Origin of the sequence: Clostridium sp., from assembly GCF_036569345.1 — a bacterium.
GTDB lineage: Bacteria > Bacillota > Clostridia > Clostridiales > Clostridiaceae > Clostridium_AD.
Genome location: NZ_DATCQT010000029.1, coordinates 19170 through 36044, shown reverse-complemented (window position 1 = coordinate 36044; position 16875 = coordinate 19170). Strand labels below are relative to the sequence as shown.

Sequence of the window (16875 nt, the reverse complement as noted above, 5' to 3'; positions counted from 1 at the left end):
TCTACCTCCTATACAAGATGCATTGAATTAAAAACATCTTCATGTTGCATTCTTATTGAAACTTTTAATATTTTACTTTTTTCCATTAATATTTCATTTAGTTCCTTTAAAGAAGTATTAATATTAGATAAATCTACTAGCATTACCATAGTAAAAAATTCATTCATAATAGTTTGATTGATGTCTAAGATATTAGCATTTTTTTCAAATAATAAATTGGATACATTTGCAATAATACCTACTTTATCTTTTCCAATAACAGTTAGCACAGCCTTCATCTTTTTCACCTCCATTTTTTTTAAACACAAAAAAGCCGAATAGATAATACTCGACCCTTGAAATCAATATTATCCCCTGTCCTTTTACCTGAGAGTTTCATAAATTTTCACTAATTTAATTAGTAAAAATCAACTTTCTCCTTCGGTGCTCAATAAGAGTCTCTCCAAGGGCTCGTCCTATAACAGTCATATCCGTGCGGTACCTTAAAATTTTACTTTTTAGGTGTATAGATATATTCTATACTCTTCTGCTACATTCATCCGAACTATTTAATTGTAAGTTATTAATAGTATTCTATCAGTTTTATTTACTAATTACAACACAATATATCTATTACTTCTTTTCCTCTTCTCATAAATTTTCTTTTATATTTATCGCTTCTATCTAACTTATTTGATTATATTATTAAAATTAAGAAGCCCATGGAAATAAATCCAGGGCTTCTTAGCTTACTTAATAATTTTATTTATTGGCTTCTTCTACTATGGCTATTCCTGCACTTGCTCCTATTCTACTAGCACCTGCACTTATCATTTCCATTGTAGTCTTATAGTCTCTTATTCCACCTGATGCTTTTACTCCAATATCTTTGCCTACTGTCTCTCTCATAAGCTTAACATCTTCAGGTTTTGCGCCGCTTGTACTAAATCCTGTTGAAGTTTTCACAAAATTTGTACCAGCCTTTAATGAGAGTTTACAGGCCATAACCATTTCCTCTTTAGTTAAAAGGCAACATTCAATAATTACTTTAACCAAAGCTTTACCCTTGACACTATCCACTACTGCTTTTATATCATTTTCCACTACATCATATTCCTTGTCCTTAAGCGCTGCTATATTAATTACCATATCAACTTCCTCAGCACCATTTTCTACAGCGTTTGCTGCTTCAAATGCTTTAACTTCCTTGGTATTTGCACCTAAGGGGAATCCTATTACGATGCAGGTCTTTACGCCAGTTCCTTTAAGTTCTGTGCTTACAAGTTTTGCATAATAAGGATTTACACAAACTGAAGCAAAATTGTATTCTCGCGCTTCTGCGCAGACTTTCTTAACTGCCTCTAAAGTCGCGTCTGGCTTAAGTATAGTGTGATCTATATATTTTGATATTTCCATTTTATCATCTCCTGAGTACAATTTAGAAATTTTTAACTAGTCTCTTGTCTTTATTTTATCAATATTCTCTTTTGTAACCAATGTAGATTTGAGCATTATTTTCTTCTCAAGTTTTCCTCCATTTATAAACTTAACAGCATTCTCAACACCTGTTTTACCAAGGTAGAAAGGTGGCTCAGCTATTGTAGCTTTTTGTTTTCCTGCCTTTATTGATGCTATAGCGTCATCAATATCATCATTACCTACTAAAGTTATCTTACTCATTCTATTAGCGGCAGTAATAGCTGCTGTTGCTCCTAATGCCATTTCATCATTTGCACAATATACACCATCAATTACTGGGTTTGCCTGAAGTATATTTTCCATAACCTTCATAGCTTCAGCCCTGTCGAAATTAGCAGTTTGTTTTGCAACGATCTTGATATTTGGATATTTAGAAATTGCACTATTAAATCCCTTACTTCTGTCTTGTGCTACACTCGTTCCCATTATTCCCATTATTTCAACTACTTTTCCTTTTCCATTAAGTGCTTTAGCTAAATAATCACCTGCTAAGGTTCCTGCTTTAATAGCATCATATCCTAAATGTGATACTACTACTCCGCCATTTGAAGCTCTATCAATTGTAAACACTGGTATTTTTGCATCATTTGCTTCTTGAATTGCAGCAACAATTGCAGCACTATCGCATGGATCAATGATTAAAACATCTGGTTTTTGCTGAATCAAATTTTCAATATCTGTAAGTTGTTTACTTGCTTGATTCTGAGCATCTGTTGTTATAAGTTTTACATTATTATCTGCTGCTCCTTTTTCTGCTCCTTTTTTAACATCAACGAAGAAAGGATTGTTTAAAGTATTCATAGAGAGACCAATCACAATTTGTTTCTTTTTCCCAGCATCACTTGTTGAACTTTTAGTACCACATCCAACCAAACTTCCAAGCATACCTACTATTAGTGTAATTGATAAGATTTTACTGAACTTTTTCATAAAGAACTCCCCTTTATATCTTATTTTTTAAAACTATTTAAAATAGATTCTAATGAATCCATTATTAAATTATTTTTGATTTGCTTTTAAAGAAAGATTTTTAAACTTGCTATCTGCAAGTACTGCTAATAAAATCACTATTCCTTTAGCTATACTTCCCACATAAGGGCTTACATTCATTAATGTAAGTATATTATCAAGAACTCCCAATATTAAAGCTCCTACAACAGTTGGAAATATTGCTCCCTGACCACCAGATAAACTAGTCCCTCCTAGTATTACAGCAGCTATAGCATCTAATTCATATCCAGTTCCTGCTGTTGGCTGAGCAGATCCCAGTCTAGCAGTTAATATTAAACCTGTAAGGCCCGCTAAAAGTCCAGCTATCACATATACTATAGTTTCAGTCTTTTTAATATTTATACCAGATAACCTAGTAGCTTCTCTGTTTCCTCCAAGGCTGAATACGTTTCTCCCAAATTTAGTATATTTCAATATTAAAAATCCAATTAAAAATGTTAATGCAAGAATTATTATAGGAAATGGCATTCCAAGTATTCGTCCTTTACCTATAAACATATAAGCACTTGATTCTACTGGTATTGGTGATCCATCCGTGAAAACCAGAACACAACCCCTTACTAAGGTCATACTTGCTAAGGTTACAATAAATGGAGGTATATCTCCTTTTGTAATAAAAACACCATTGAATAATCCTAGTGCAGCGCCCACTAATAAAGCAACTACTATTGCAAGAAATAAAGAATTGGTTTTTACCATTACAGAGGCAGATATAGCACCTGCAAAAGCTAATATGGAACCTACTGATAAATCTATGCCCCCTGTAAGTATTACAAATTGCATTCCTGCAGCAACTATTGCAACTATCGCTACCTGTCTTAATACATTGAATATATTTCCTACTGATAAAAATGCATCTGATAAAAAGGTAGCCACAAGCAGCATTAAAATTAGAACTGTCAAAGTCCTGTACTTTGTTAATAAAGTAATCCCTATCTTTTTCATTATTTAACTCCTCCTGCAGCATAGGCTAATATTATTTCCTGATTTAGTTCTTCTTTTTTTAATTCCTTAACTATTATTCCTTCTCTCATTACTATTACCCTGTCACTCATGCCTATAAGCTCTGGCAAATCTGTAGAAACAAGTATAATACTAATTCCTTTTTCGGTTAACTCATTCATTATCTGATATATTTCTGCTTTAGCACCAACATCTACACCTCTTGTAGGTTCATCTAAAATAAGAATTTTAGGTACCGTTTCTAACACTTTGGCAAAAACGATTTTCTGCTGGTTACCACCGCTTAAATTTCCTACTGATTGTTCCATAGAAGAAACCTTTATGTTCAATTGTTTAATTTTACTGTTAACAATCTCTTTTTCAAGCTTATAATTTATAAAGCCATTCTTCATTATTTTGCCTAGTGAACAAGAAGTAATATTTTCTCGTACAGTTCTAATTAGTACCAAACCTTCATTTTTTCTATCATCTGAAACCAGTGATATTCCGTTATGCATAGCCTGCAAAGGTGTTTTTACATTTATTTTTTTATCATCCATTAACACTTCTCCATGAAAGTTATCATAACACCCAAACAGAGATTTGGATAAATGTATTACTCCAGCTCCCATAAGTCCAGTCATACCAAGTATTTCGCCTTTATGAAGTTTAAAATTCACCTTAGAAAAATGTGATCCTAAGCTTGCATCTCTTACTTCAAGTGCAACAGTTTCTCCAATAGGAATCCTTTCTGGATATAGGTGCGTGATACTTTTCCCTACCATTAGATTTACAAGTTCATCATAGTTTGTATCTTTTGTATTAAGTGTTTTTATATACTTACCATCTCTTAATATTGTAATTCTATCAGAGAGATCGAATATTTCGTCCATTCTATGTGATATATAAATTATGCTTATACCTTCGTCTTTAAGTTTTCTGATAATGCCGAATAGACATTTAATCTCTTCATCTGATAACGTTGCAGTAGGTTCATCCATAATAATTATCTTAGAATTAAGTGAGAGACTTTTTGCAATTTCTAGCATTTGACATTCTGCAACAGAAATGTCATGAACTATTGTTGTAGGGTCTAATTTGAGCCCTACTTTTTTTAATAAACTTATTGCATCTTTATTTAATCTTTTCCAATCTATTAGCCCAAATTTATTTTTAGGTTGTCTGTCTAAAAATAGGTTTTCTGCTACACTCAGATATGGAATAAGGTTAAATTCTTGATATATCATTGATATTCCAGCATTTTGTGCTTCTTTTGTAGATGAAAAATTTACTTTTTTCCCTTCTAAATATATACTTCCTGAAGTTATATCATAAGCACCTGATAATATCTTCATTAGAGTAGATTTACCTGCTCCATTCTCACCACATAAGGCATGTATTTCTCCTTTTTCTATCCCCAAATGTACTCCATCTAATGCTTTAACTCCGGGAAATGCCTTAACCACATTTTCTAGCTTTAGTATCATGTCGTTACCGCTCATTATCCCACCTCCTTCATAACATAATTTAAACTAATAAGCGCATCCTGACACCAAAATCACACTTGGATAAGGGGTAAATTCTCCTGTTCTTATTATTGCTTTTACAAGTTTAGTTTTCTCTTTTAGATCTATATGCGCAACATATTCAATTTCAATATCAGTTGGTAAAACTTTTAATATTTCTGCGTGTATTTCTGGACTTACGGTTTTTAACTCCTCCGCAAGAATTGCCTTTTCAACAACTATATATTTTAATATTTCTTTTAATACATCTATATATTTAGGTTCATTTGGTTTCCATGCAAGATCTATTCTCTCAACTCCGGTTGGAACTGGTAACCCTGCGTCGCTCACAACTATCATATCCATATGCCCTAAACTAGCAAGAACATTACTTATTTGTGGATTTAAAATCCCTGTTTTTAACATGTAATTCCCCTCCTATTTGTTATTTAAAATAAATTCATCTATTTCTTTTCTATATGGCATTGCAGGTGATGTTCCAATTTTTGTAACAGACAATGCACCAACCGCACTTGCAAATTTTGCAGCTTCAAAGATATCTTTACCTTCAGCTATAGCAGTTGCAAATCCTCCGTTATACGCGTCTCCAGCTCCAGTAGTATCTACGGCATTCACTTTATAACTTTCTATCATTTCAACTTTGGATGAAGTAACTACTAATGCTCCCTTACTCCCTAAAGTTATAATAACGTTTTCAGTACCTCTATCAATAAATATTTGAGCCGCGGCTCTAGCATCTTCTATGGTTTCAATAGTTACACCTGATAATATAGAAGCTTCCACTTCATTAGGAGTGAAAAAATCTATCTTACTATATAATTCTTTAGGAATTTCCTGTACTGGAGCAGGATTTAATATTACCTTCACACCCATGTTATGAGCAATATCGATAGCTTTTTCTACTGCATCTACGTTAGTTTCAAGTTGAGTCAAAAATACACTTGAACCCTCTATAGCTACTCTAGCTTTTTCAATATTAGCATCTGTTATATTTGAACATGCACCCAGTATTACTACTATTTCATTTTCACTAGTATTTTCATCAACAATTATAAGAGCAGCTGCTGTACTTAATTTATCATCTTTAAAAACAAAACTGGTGTCCATTCCTTCATTTACAAAACTTTTTATAGCAATTTCAGAAAAACCATCTTTCCCTATTTTGGTTACCATTGTTACATCCGCTCCAGCTCTCTGAGCTGCAACCCCTTGATTGGAACCTTTCCCACCGGGTCCAAGCTTAAAATAACTTCCTTTTACTGTTTCTCCTGGGACAGGTAAATGTGGCGTTCTTGCCATAAGATCTACTACAAAACTTCCCATTACTGTAATTTTTGCTTTTTTCATTATTATTCCTCCATTCATGGTATCGGTTACATTTCATTGTAAAAAAATAATAAAATTATTTAATTAATTTTTCAGATCCTTTTAATATAAGTTTTGACAATAAAGTTATTCTAACAGTTCCTGTATGTTCTTTCGTATCCATTTTTTTCAAAAGAAGTTCCATTGCTTTTTTACCCATGTCATTATTGGGACGTGATACTACACTAATATTTAATCCTACTACATCAAGCATCTGAACCTCATCAAACCCAATAATAGCCATATCTTGAGGAATTTTAAGCTTACTTTCATATATAGCTTTAATACTTCCTAAATTCATCATGTTATTACATACTAGTATTGCTGTAGGTCTATCTTCCATCTTTAATATATCTTGTGTACATAGATATCCACTTTCAAGCATAAAATCTCCATAAAACAGATATTCCTCATTCAATTCAATATTATTCATTCTAAGCGCCTTTTTATATCCAGTAAGTCTATCTCTTCCAGGCTTTGATGTATTAGGGCCTGTTATTATTGCTATTTTTCTATGTCCTTCTTTTATAAGAGCACTTGTAGCCTCATATGCTGCTCCTATATTATCAGTAAATACCCCATCAAAATTCGAATGTTTTACATCCCTATCTACGAGAACTATTGGTATACCCATGTTCTCAAGAACACTTAGTTGCTGATTATTCACTTCATTTACATCATTTGTGGGAGTAACAATTATCCCTGATATTCTCTGCTCTTTAAGCATATTAAGAAATTTAATTTCCTTTGAAGCATTTTCGTTTGTATCACAAAGAATTATATTAAGATTTCTTTCATCTGCCAATGAACTTATGCCTTTAATTATTTTTCCAAAAAACGGATTCTCTATATCAGGTACTATGACACCAATAGTGTTTGTCTCATTATTTGAAAGACTTCTTGCCACTGCACTGGGAGTATAATTAAATTCTTTAATTTTCTTTAGAACTAAAGCTTTAGTTTCCTCTTTAACATAGCCTGAACCATTCAGCACTCTTGAAACTGTGGTAGATGAAACCCCTGCTTCTCTTGCTATATCTCTTATGTTCGTCGCCATTTAGGTCCTCCTCAGTTCACAATCCCTTTTTAAGTAACCGGTTACCTATATAATAGAATACAAATACTTTATTGTCAATAGTTAATTTAATAATTATTTGAACCTATTATTTAGTTAATAAAAACCCCTTAACCCTTTTTTAAGGTTAAGAGGTTTCCAGTATATATATTAGTATTAAACACATTTTCTTAGAGTATATTATTGATGAATATTTATAATAACTATATTTTCATAACAGCTCCCTTATCTGCAGATTGTGCAAGTTTTGAATAAAGTGCTAAATACCCTTTCTTAAATTTTGGTTCAGGCCTCTTCCACTTTTTCATTCTTTCCTTAATTTCCTCATCAGAAACATGAAGATGTAACGATTTGTTAGAAATATCTATGGTTATTCTATCCCCATCTTCAATTATTGCAATGGGACCTCCTTCAGCTGCTTCTGGAGAAATATGACCAACAAAACAGCCGTTATTAGTACCTGAGAATCTACCATCTGTAATTAGCGCAGTCTTCTTTGCAAGTCCTACACCATATAAGTACTTCATAGCTTTGAACATTTCTCTCATACCTGGTCCACCCTTTGGGCCTTCATACCTAATAACTACAACATTACCCTCTTTAATTTTCCCTCCAAGTATTGCTTCTTCAGCCTCTTCCTCAGAGTTAAAAGTTATAGCTGTCCCAGTAAAATTCCACATTGCCTGATCTATAGCAGCAGGCTTGGTTACTCCTGTATCAGGAGCGATATTTCCTCTAAGAATTGCAAGTCCCTTAGAACTGCTGAAAGGTTGGTCTATTGTTTTAATTACTCTTCTATCAACTTTAAAATCAGAATTAAGTTGTAATAAATTCTCGTCAACTGTTTTCCCTGTTACTGTCATACACTCTGTATTTAAAATTGTCTTAAGCTCCTTCATTACCTGAGGTATTCCACCAGCAAAATAAAAATCTTCCATGTTATATTCAGAAGCAGGATTTACCTTTGCAACTTGTGGAGTGGTTTCGCTTAATGAATCAAAAGTTTCAATCATAATTTTAGCATCAATTCCAATCTCAGCTGCAATAGCTGTAAGGTGAAGAACTGCATTAGTTGATCCTCCCGTTGCCATTACAACTCTAATTGCATTATTTATAGAATTTTTTGTAATAATATCCTGTCCTGAAATATTTTTATTTACAAGATTAACTATCGCCTTTCCTGTAACTTCAGCTGCTCTTAATCTATCTGCAAAAACTGCTGGTATTAAAGCTGAACCTGGCAATGACATCCCCATAGCCTCTGCAGCACAACACATAGTATTTGCTGTTCCATAAAATGAGCATGATCCACATGTTGGGACACTAGATTCTTCAAGCTGATTATATTCTTTTTCTCCTATTTTACCACTCTTTAACATACCTAGCCCTTCAGATATAGATGTAAGGTCTGATTTTCTGTTGTCAAAAGTAGTTCCACCAAGCATTGGACCCCCAGCTAAAATAATTGACGGAATTTCAAGTCTTGCTGCCGCCATTAACATAGCTGGTACTATTTTATCGCATGAGCCTAACATAACAATACCATCTAACTGATGCGCCTCAACCATAACTTCAATATCATTTGCTATAAGGTCTCTTGATGGTAATATAAAGTGCATACCTTTATTACCCTGAGCTGTACCATCGCATGCACCTATAACCCCAAATTCTGCAGCAGTTCCTCCAGCTAAATATATTCCTCTTTTTACATTCTCTGCTAATTGCCTTAAATTATAATGACCAGGTACAAGTTCACTCCACGCATTGGCAATCCCTATTATTGGCCTTTCAAGATTATCATCTGAAAATCCCATTGATTTAAAAACTCCCCTGTTAAATGAACCTTCTGGTCTTGATAGTACACTTTTGCTTCTACAACTCATTATAATTTCCTCCCTTTATAATTAATGTCCAACTTCTATGATTACATCTAAATAACCAAGTAATTAAAAAGAACCTCCTATGCTAGAATATCTATCATAGAAGGGTTGTACCATATAAAACTTAAAGCTAAATTATGCTATTTTTTTAAACAACTCAATTAATTTTTCTTTGTTGAAAAATACCGGATTTGCACCAGCACAAGCATCTTTCATTGCGTTTTCAGAAAGCAATTCGAAATCAGGGTTTTCTACTCCAAGTTCTTTTAAAGACTTTGGAATCCCAACTTCTTCAGAAAGAGCTACAATTTTACTAATTACATATTTAACACATTCTGCATCAGTTTTACCTGTAATATCCATTCCAATAACTTCTGCGATTGGACGGAATTTAGCAGGAACCCCTTTTGCATTCTCTTCTTCAACTATGGCAAGAAGCATAGCATTACATACTCCATGTGGTAAATCATATAAACCTCCAAGTTGGTGAGCCATAGCATGAACATTTCCAAGCCCAGCATTACTAAAAGCAATACCATTTAAAAAGCAAGCATAACACATTTGCTCTCTAGCTTCTATATCACTACCATCAACTACAGCCCTTGGTAGAAAGTTAAAAATCTGTTTTATAGAGTACAATGCAGTTGCATTCGTAACATCAAATGAACCATTTGCAACTACTGCTTCAACAGCATGTGTTAATGCGTCCATACCTGTTGCAGCAGTTAAACCAGCTGGTTTACTAAGCATAAGTTCTGGATCATTAACTGTAATTGTTGCAAGAGAATTAGTATCAACCATAATCATTTTAACATGACGATCTTCATCAGTTATAACATAATTAATTGTAACCTCTGCAGAAGTACCTGCTGTTGTAGTTATAGCTACGATTGGAAGACACTTTTCAGTGGTTTTATTTACTCCTTCATAATCTTTAGTTTCTCCACCATTTGTGGCAAGAATAGAAATAGCTTTTCCACAGTCTTGTGGTGATCCTCCACCAATAGTAATAACGAAGTCACACTTTTCTTTTTTTAGAATCTCTAAACCTTTGTTAACATTAGTAACAGTCGGGTTTGGCTTAACTTCGTCAAATATAACAAAATCAATACCTACTTCAGTTAATAAACCTGTTACTTTTTTAACTGTACCGTTAGAAGATAAGAACTTATCACTAACCACAAAAGCTTTTTTAGCTCCCAATGACTTTATTGGTTTTTTAACTTCATCAAGGCAACCTCTGCCAAGCAAATTTATTGGTGGAACATAGTAAATACTCATAATAAAACTCTCCTTTATCATATGTTTTTGTTTTGAAATACATATTTCTTATCTAAATAAGATTTACTTCTTTCATAATAGCAATAATTTGTTCAACTTGTTTCTTATTTGCCTGAAGAAATGGCTTTGTACAGTAATCCTTCATATCAATTCCTCTTATCATCATTGCCTTTTTTATAATCGGAATAAAAGGAGTTCCTATGTCATAAAGATCCATCATTTTATCAACTATCTTTTGACATTCTGCCATTTTATCAAAGTCTTTTTCATTAACAGATTTTACCCAAGTAGCAAAAATCTCTGGTGCTAAGTTTGAAAGTCCACCTATACATCCACCGCCACCACAAAGAATATTATGAACAAAATTTTCATCAAAACCAGATAAAACATCAAATTCAGGGAACTCTGATTTTATAAACGAAATAAGCGCTCTTGTATGTCCCATTAATGTTACTGTATCCTTATATCCTACAATATTCTTATTTTTTCTAAGAAGTCTAAGTGTAATTTCTTTTGATAAATCATATCCAGTTCTATCTGGGAAGTTGTAGAGGTAAATATTTGCCTTTGTTGCTGCCGCAACTTCATTATAGAAATACTCTATACTCTCATCAGAAAGATTGAAATAATAAGGACTGATAATCATAACAGCATCAGCACCGGCATTGTGTGCATAATTAGTCATCTCTATTGTATCCTCAATTGACATGCAACTTGTTCCAATATAAACTTCCACTCTTTTATTTACATATCCTACAGCTAAGTCAATAAGATCTTTTTTTTGCTGAGTTGTCATTGTAAAGAACTCACCTGTACTTCCCATAACAACTAAACCATCTACACCACCGTTAATTAGGTGATCAATTATATTTTTATTTGCTTGAATGTCTAAATTTCCAGTTACATCAAATGCTGTAACAACTGGTGTCAAAATTCTTGCCTTTCCCATAAAGAAAATCCTCCTATATATTTATTCATTATTTATTAACTAAAATCCAGTATTTTGACTAACCCTTGGTATACTTGGACTCTCACCAATCATTCCGAAGGATCTTAATGTTGCAATCTTTTCCATATCCTCATTAGAAATATTAAAATTGAATACATCGACATTATTTTGAATTCTTTCTATGCTAGTTGATTTTGGAAGAGGTACAACACCCTTTTGCATAATCCATCGTACACAAATTTGAGCTATGCTTTGATTATATTTTTTTGCCATGTCTTTTAGTAATTCTCGTTTAAATGCATCTCCTTGAATTAAAGGACTCCAAGCTTCAACCAAAATTTGATTTTTATTACAATACTCCACCATATCTTCTTGAGGATTCTGAGGATGTAGTTGAACTTGATTAACCATAGGAAAAACTGAAGCGTTTTTCTTTATAAGCTCAAGATGTTCAATAAGAAAATTACTTACACCAATAGCTCTAACTTTCCCTTCTTTATATAACTGCTCAAAAGCTCTCCATGTTTCTAAAATATCCTCTTTATAATCACCTTGAACTACAACTGGCCAATGTATTAAATACAAATCTAGATAATCCATATCTAAACGTTTCAATGATTCTTCACAAGAACTAATTGCTTTTTTATAGCCATGATCTAAATTTGGAAGTTTACTAGTTACAAAAAGCTTATCTTTTGAAAATCCGCATTGTTTAATTCCTTGCCCAACACCAATTTCATTTTGGTAAGCAGCCGCTGTATCAATATGTCTATATCCAGTGGCTGTAGCCATTTTTATGCCTTCACGTACAACGTCAATTGGTGATTTCCATGTTCCATAACCAATGCATGGTACTTTAACTCCATTTTTTAAAGTATAACAATCCTGTAAATTTTTCAAATAAATCCTCCTTTATAAAGTACACAATCCTATTCAACAGTGTTTGTTAATTTACCTATTTCAGGTATTTCACATGTTATTGTGTCTCCCTTCTTCATAAAACGAGGTGGTTTAAACCCCATACCTACACCTGATGGTGTCCCTGTAGCAATAATATCCCCCGGTTCTAATGTGATTCCATTAGAAATTTCTGATATTAAAGTTTTTATCTCTGCTAAGAATAGTCTTGTATTTGAATGTTGTCTAACTTCATTATTAACACTACTTATAAGATCAACATGTATTGGAAAAGGTAAATCTGCTTTATATATAATTGAAGGTCCCATTGCTGTATACGTATCTAAACTCTTTCCTCTATACCATTGATTATGCTGTTGCTGTAATTTTCTTGAAGATATATCATTAAATACTGAGTATCCAAAAATGTACTCTTCAACTTTATCCTTAGGAATACATGTTCCTTTTTTTCCTATTATAACAGCCAATTCCACTTCATAATCTAATTGATCATCTAAATCAAGACGGCTTTTAATAACTTCACCTGATCCAATAATTTCAATAGCTCTTTTTGAAAAATAAACAGATCTATCAGGCTCTTTAAATCCATTTTCTACAAAACTTTCTTTTGTCTCTTCAAGATGATCTTTATAATTAACTCCTACACAAATAATATCATGTATAGGTTTTTTTATAGGAGAGCATAACTTAACTTCTGAAATGCAATATTTCAAATAATCTGATGTTCCACCTTCCAAGACCATTGCAAGCTTTTTAATATCATCTTCTGTCACATGTTCTATCATATCTATCATCGTCATAAACTTTTTACCTAACAATACAGATGATACTTCTATAACAAAATTTTCATCCTTCGTTAAAATACCTAATAATTCTTCATCATCTTTTTTAAATCTTACAAATTTCATTTTTTCACATCCTTTTAATAATTTAAATATAAAGAATATTTAAATTACAATCATTTATGTAAAATTAACCTCTCGATTATCTAGCCATATTACCAAATAATCTAGAGGTTTATAATGTTTAAAATCTACGTATTCAGATCATTATGATTTAAAACATTTTCCATTTTTTTCTTTTGATTACGCTTATATACAAATGTGGTTAGTATTGGTGTTAAAATAGCTGTTACTATTACCGAAGCAGCTACTTGTACAGTAGCAATCGGTGCTATAGCAGCATAAGTTGGATCAGCCAACGCAATTGCTTGCGGAGTAGCTACTGCGTTACCGGCAGTAGTTGATGCCGCAGCACCAGCAACTCCATTCCCACCTGTCATTCTATCTGCAAATGTACAAGCAAGACCAGTTAACACACATGTAAATACTCCCAGTAGAATACCTGCTGGACCAGCTTTAACTACTGATGCTAAATTAATACCATTGCCTAGCGCAAAAGCGAAAAACGGAATTAATAATTCAGAATGAGTACTACAGAATAGGCGAATATCCTTATCCAAATTACCCAATATCGCCCCCAAAACTATAGGAACAACAACTGAAATCATGGAAAGATATGGAATTGCAGCTAAACCAGAGCCTGCTAATACTAACATTGTAAGAAAAGGACCAGTTTCAAGACTTTGTACTACATAAGATCCTGAATCGTTTTCATCTCCCATAGTACTTGTTAATGCTATAAATATACCACCATTTGTATCGTTCATTGCAGCTAAAATAGCTAAAGTAGACAATCCTAAAAAATCACCACCAAAGAATTTGGAAACAAGTAATGCAACTAAAGAGGCAATAGCTACTTTTGCTCCTAAAATGGAAAACCCTTTTTTCAGCATAGTAGGTGCACCTCTCAGTGTCATTTTAGTCCCCATACAAAACAAGAATGCGGCACATAAAGATTGGAATCCCTTATTACCTAGTGATTCTGTAAAACCACCAATATGAATTAAATAGGGGAAGAATGTATTTACGATAGCGCCAATAAATAATGGAACAACCATTAAACCACCAGGTATTTTCTGAACACGTTCTAAAATTTTCATTATTAATCTCCTCCATAATCTAATATTACCTCTATATTAAGTTACACATTCTTACGATTAACATCATTTATTTCTAAAAATTTGAGATTTGTTTTTTATAGTTTCATACTTTTTAAAAAAAGCACTTATTTTATACGAAATTACATAACCTAGCAATTGCTGTTTCTGAATATCCAAGACATTCTGATTTAGTTAATTTACCATTTGCAACAACAATAACTTCTTTTAGTAAAACGTCTGTTAATTCTTCCATTGTCTTAGATCCATAAATAATAGGACTTGCATCTATATCCATGTTATCAACCATATTGGCATATGTGATTTTATTTGCTGTTATCTTTATAACTGGTGCAATTGGATTGCCAATTGGATTACCACGTCCTGTTGAAAATACAACAATTTGTGCACCTCCAGCTACCATGCCAGCAACAGATGAACCATCATTCCCTGGTGTATCCATAATAACAAGACCTTTTTCACTGATCTGTTTACCATAATCATATACAGCTGTAACCTCTGTATGCCCGGCTTTATGAATACATCCAAGTGATTTTTCTTCCAATGTTGTAATACCTCCGGCTTTATTCCCTGGTGCTGGGTTCCCTTCTCTGACTTCTTCTCCAACAAGTTGTAGTGCTTTTTCATATCTATGCACTATATCATAAATTCTTTCTTTAATTTCTGGTGTTTTAGCACGTGAAGCTAAAATATGCTCAGCTCCAATAAATTCCGTTGTTTCTGAAAGAATAGATGTTGCGCCATTCGCAACTAAAATATCACTTAATTCGCCAATTAATGGATTAGATGCTAATCCACTTGTTGGATCTGAACCACCACAATTTGTGCCAATTATTAGTTCAGAAATAGGGAACTCTTCCCTTAGAACCATAGAAGCATCCTGTGACATCTTTTTACCCGCACGTACAGCCCTTTCAATTGTAGTAATTGTTCCACCATTTTCTTGAATAATAAATTGTTCTATTGGTTTGTTTGTCCTTTCTTTAATTGCTTGAACAACTAAATCCATTTGACAATTTTCACATCCAAGAGAAACAACGATGGTACCATATACATTTGGATTTGCAGCCATTCCTGCCATAACATCCATTGTTAACTGTTGATCCCCAGATACCTGTGAACAACCAAGTTGGTTATTAAATGTCATAGCTCCTTCTATTTGAGAAGCTATGATTCTTGTCGTGTCTGAAGCGCAAAGACTCGCTGGTAAAATAAAAATTTTATTTCTAACTCCAACTCTACCATCAGGTCTTTTATATCCTAAAAAATTCATATTAACTCCTCCTCTAAATTTTCTCTGTGGCTTTCAACATTATGAACATGTACATGTTCACCAACTTTAATATCTTTAGCTGCAATACCAATATGTTGACCATATTTTACAACTGGTTCGCCTATTTTGACTTCTTTAATTGCAATTTTATGATAAATTTGAATTTCTTCTAATGTTAATACTGTTTTCACTAAACCTTTTAATTTGTAACTAACTTCTGAGCCTTTTGTAATGGGCTCGATAGCTACTGCTACACTGTCTTTTTCATCAATAATTATAGCATTAATCATAATTTTCTCTCCTTATATTGTATTTTTCTACTAACTTGATTAACAATTTCTCTAATTTTCAACATTCATCAAAAATTCAGAATAAAACATTCACTCAAACGTTTATACAGTAAGTAACTAAAATATACTATTAGTGCTTTTACCCTCTACCATATTATTTTTTATCACCACCTTATCTCTAACAAACATGATTGTTATTTATTTAAGTTAATACACAAAATTTATTGTTACTTCCCTCATACATATCATTTCTAATTTCATATTTGTTCTAATTTCTATATTATATAAACATTTTGATTGATCATCAAGTTGTTTATATAATGTAATAATATTATCTGCTATTTTACAACATGTTAGAGAGTAATAATCTAATACCTCTCTATATGGTCCAGTGGTTTTCGATCCTTCTTTAACTCCCATTATATAAAGTGGAGGAGCATTTTTAATAGGGGCAACCACATCTGCTACTACACTTCCAAAACCATTTACAACTGAATGTTCTTCAACAGTAACTACCATTTTACACTTTTTAGATAAATCAGAAATCATGTCTTTATCAATAGGTTTTACTGTAAGAAAATCAGCAACTGTTTCATTTATACCTTTTTCTCTTAAAATATTAGCTGCTATTTGTGCCTCTTTTACCATAGTGCCACATGCTAATATTGCTACATCATCTCCAACTTCCAGTATTTCTGCTTTACCTATTTTAAAATTACGTCTACTACTATCAATAACCTGTTCGTATATACGAATCACATTTGTATTTACGAACTCTATAGACTTATAGTAGCACCTAACATATAATGTGTCAATAGGTAATTTTTTTTATAATTGAGATTGCTTGAAAAATAATAACATATTTGTTATTATATAGTTAGATTTGT

General features: G+C 32.7%; 17 protein-coding genes and 1 riboswitch. All 17 genes read right to left on the bottom strand.

What is annotated here, in order from left to right:
* Positions 1-8: 8 nt before the first annotated feature.
* Positions 9-278: an ACT domain-containing protein gene (locus VIM70_RS02410; protein ID WP_331943775.1), complete on the bottom strand. Its 270-nt coding sequence runs from the start codon at positions 276-278 to the stop codon at positions 9-11.
* A gap of 66 nt (positions 279-344) precedes the next feature.
* Positions 345-456: riboswitch (glycine riboswitch) on the bottom strand.
* Positions 457-741: 285 nt separating this feature from the next.
* Entirely contained in the window at positions 742-1395 is a 654-nt protein-coding gene (gene deoC / locus VIM70_RS02405) for a deoxyribose-phosphate aldolase (protein ID WP_331943773.1), read from the bottom strand.
* Positions 1396-1431: 36 nt separating this feature from the next.
* Entirely contained in the window at positions 1432-2388 is a 957-nt protein-coding gene (locus VIM70_RS02400) for a substrate-binding domain-containing protein (protein ID WP_331943771.1), read from the bottom strand.
* 69 nt (positions 2389-2457) lie between these two features.
* Positions 2458-3414: an ABC transporter permease gene (locus tag VIM70_RS02395; protein WP_331943769.1), complete on the bottom strand. Its 957-nt coding sequence runs from the start codon at positions 3412-3414 to the stop codon at positions 2458-2460.
* The gene (locus tag VIM70_RS02390; RefSeq protein WP_331943767.1) at positions 3414-4913 is read right to left on the bottom strand and encodes a sugar ABC transporter ATP-binding protein; all 1500 of its coding nucleotides are present in this window, start codon (positions 4911-4913) and stop codon (positions 3414-3416) included. Before VIM70_RS02390 ends, VIM70_RS02395 begins: the two co-directional genes overlap by 1 nt.
* A 30-nt stretch (positions 4914-4943) precedes the next feature.
* Positions 4944-5342, bottom strand: coding sequence for a D-ribose pyranase (gene rbsD / locus VIM70_RS02385; RefSeq protein ID WP_331943765.1), 399 nt, complete (start codon positions 5340-5342; stop codon positions 4944-4946).
* Positions 5343-5354: 12 nt separating this feature from the next.
* Entirely contained in the window at positions 5355-6284 is a 930-nt protein-coding gene (gene rbsK, locus VIM70_RS02380; protein WP_331943763.1) for a ribokinase, read from the bottom strand.
* 55 nt (positions 6285-6339) lie between these two features.
* The gene (locus tag VIM70_RS02375) at positions 6340-7359 is read right to left on the bottom strand and encodes a LacI family DNA-binding transcriptional regulator (protein WP_331943761.1); all 1020 of its coding nucleotides are present in this window, start codon (positions 7357-7359) and stop codon (positions 6340-6342) included.
* 221 nt (positions 7360-7580) lie between these two features.
* Entirely contained in the window at positions 7581-9260 is a 1680-nt protein-coding gene (gene ilvD / locus VIM70_RS02370; protein ID WP_331943759.1) for a dihydroxy-acid dehydratase, read from the bottom strand.
* Positions 9261-9392: 132 nt separating this feature from the next.
* Positions 9393-10538, bottom strand: coding sequence for an iron-containing alcohol dehydrogenase (locus VIM70_RS02365; protein WP_331943757.1), 1146 nt, complete (start codon positions 10536-10538; stop codon positions 9393-9395).
* A 52-nt stretch (positions 10539-10590) separates the two neighbouring features.
* A complete protein-coding gene (locus VIM70_RS02360; protein WP_331943755.1) occupies positions 10591-11487 on the bottom strand; it encodes a dihydrodipicolinate synthase family protein in 897 nt (298 codons plus the stop codon).
* Positions 11488-11526: 39 nt separating this feature from the next.
* The gene (locus tag VIM70_RS02355) at positions 11527-12387 is read right to left on the bottom strand and encodes an aldo/keto reductase (RefSeq protein ID WP_331943753.1); all 861 of its coding nucleotides are present in this window, start codon (positions 12385-12387) and stop codon (positions 11527-11529) included.
* A gap of 29 nt (positions 12388-12416) precedes the next feature.
* Positions 12417-13313: a fumarylacetoacetate hydrolase family protein gene (locus VIM70_RS02350; protein WP_331943751.1), complete on the bottom strand. Its 897-nt coding sequence runs from the start codon at positions 13311-13313 to the stop codon at positions 12417-12419.
* Positions 13314-13438: 125 nt separating this feature from the next.
* Complete coding sequence (locus VIM70_RS02345) at positions 13439-14407, bottom strand: 2-keto-3-deoxygluconate permease (RefSeq protein WP_331943749.1); 969 nt, start codon at positions 14405-14407, stop codon at positions 13439-13441.
* 130 nt (positions 14408-14537) lie between these two features.
* Positions 14538-15698: a UxaA family hydrolase gene (locus VIM70_RS02340; RefSeq protein ID WP_331943747.1), complete on the bottom strand. Its 1161-nt coding sequence runs from the start codon at positions 15696-15698 to the stop codon at positions 14538-14540.
* On the bottom strand, positions 15695-15988 hold the full coding sequence (locus VIM70_RS02335; protein ID WP_331943745.1) for a UxaA family hydrolase: 294 nt from the start codon (positions 15986-15988) through the stop codon (positions 15695-15697). Before VIM70_RS02335 ends, VIM70_RS02340 begins: the two co-directional genes overlap by 4 nt.
* A 207-nt stretch (positions 15989-16195) precedes the next feature.
* Positions 16196-16747, bottom strand: coding sequence for a transketolase C-terminal domain-containing protein (locus VIM70_RS02330; protein ID WP_331943743.1), 552 nt, complete (start codon positions 16745-16747; stop codon positions 16196-16198).
* Positions 16748-16875: the final 128 nt, after the last annotated feature.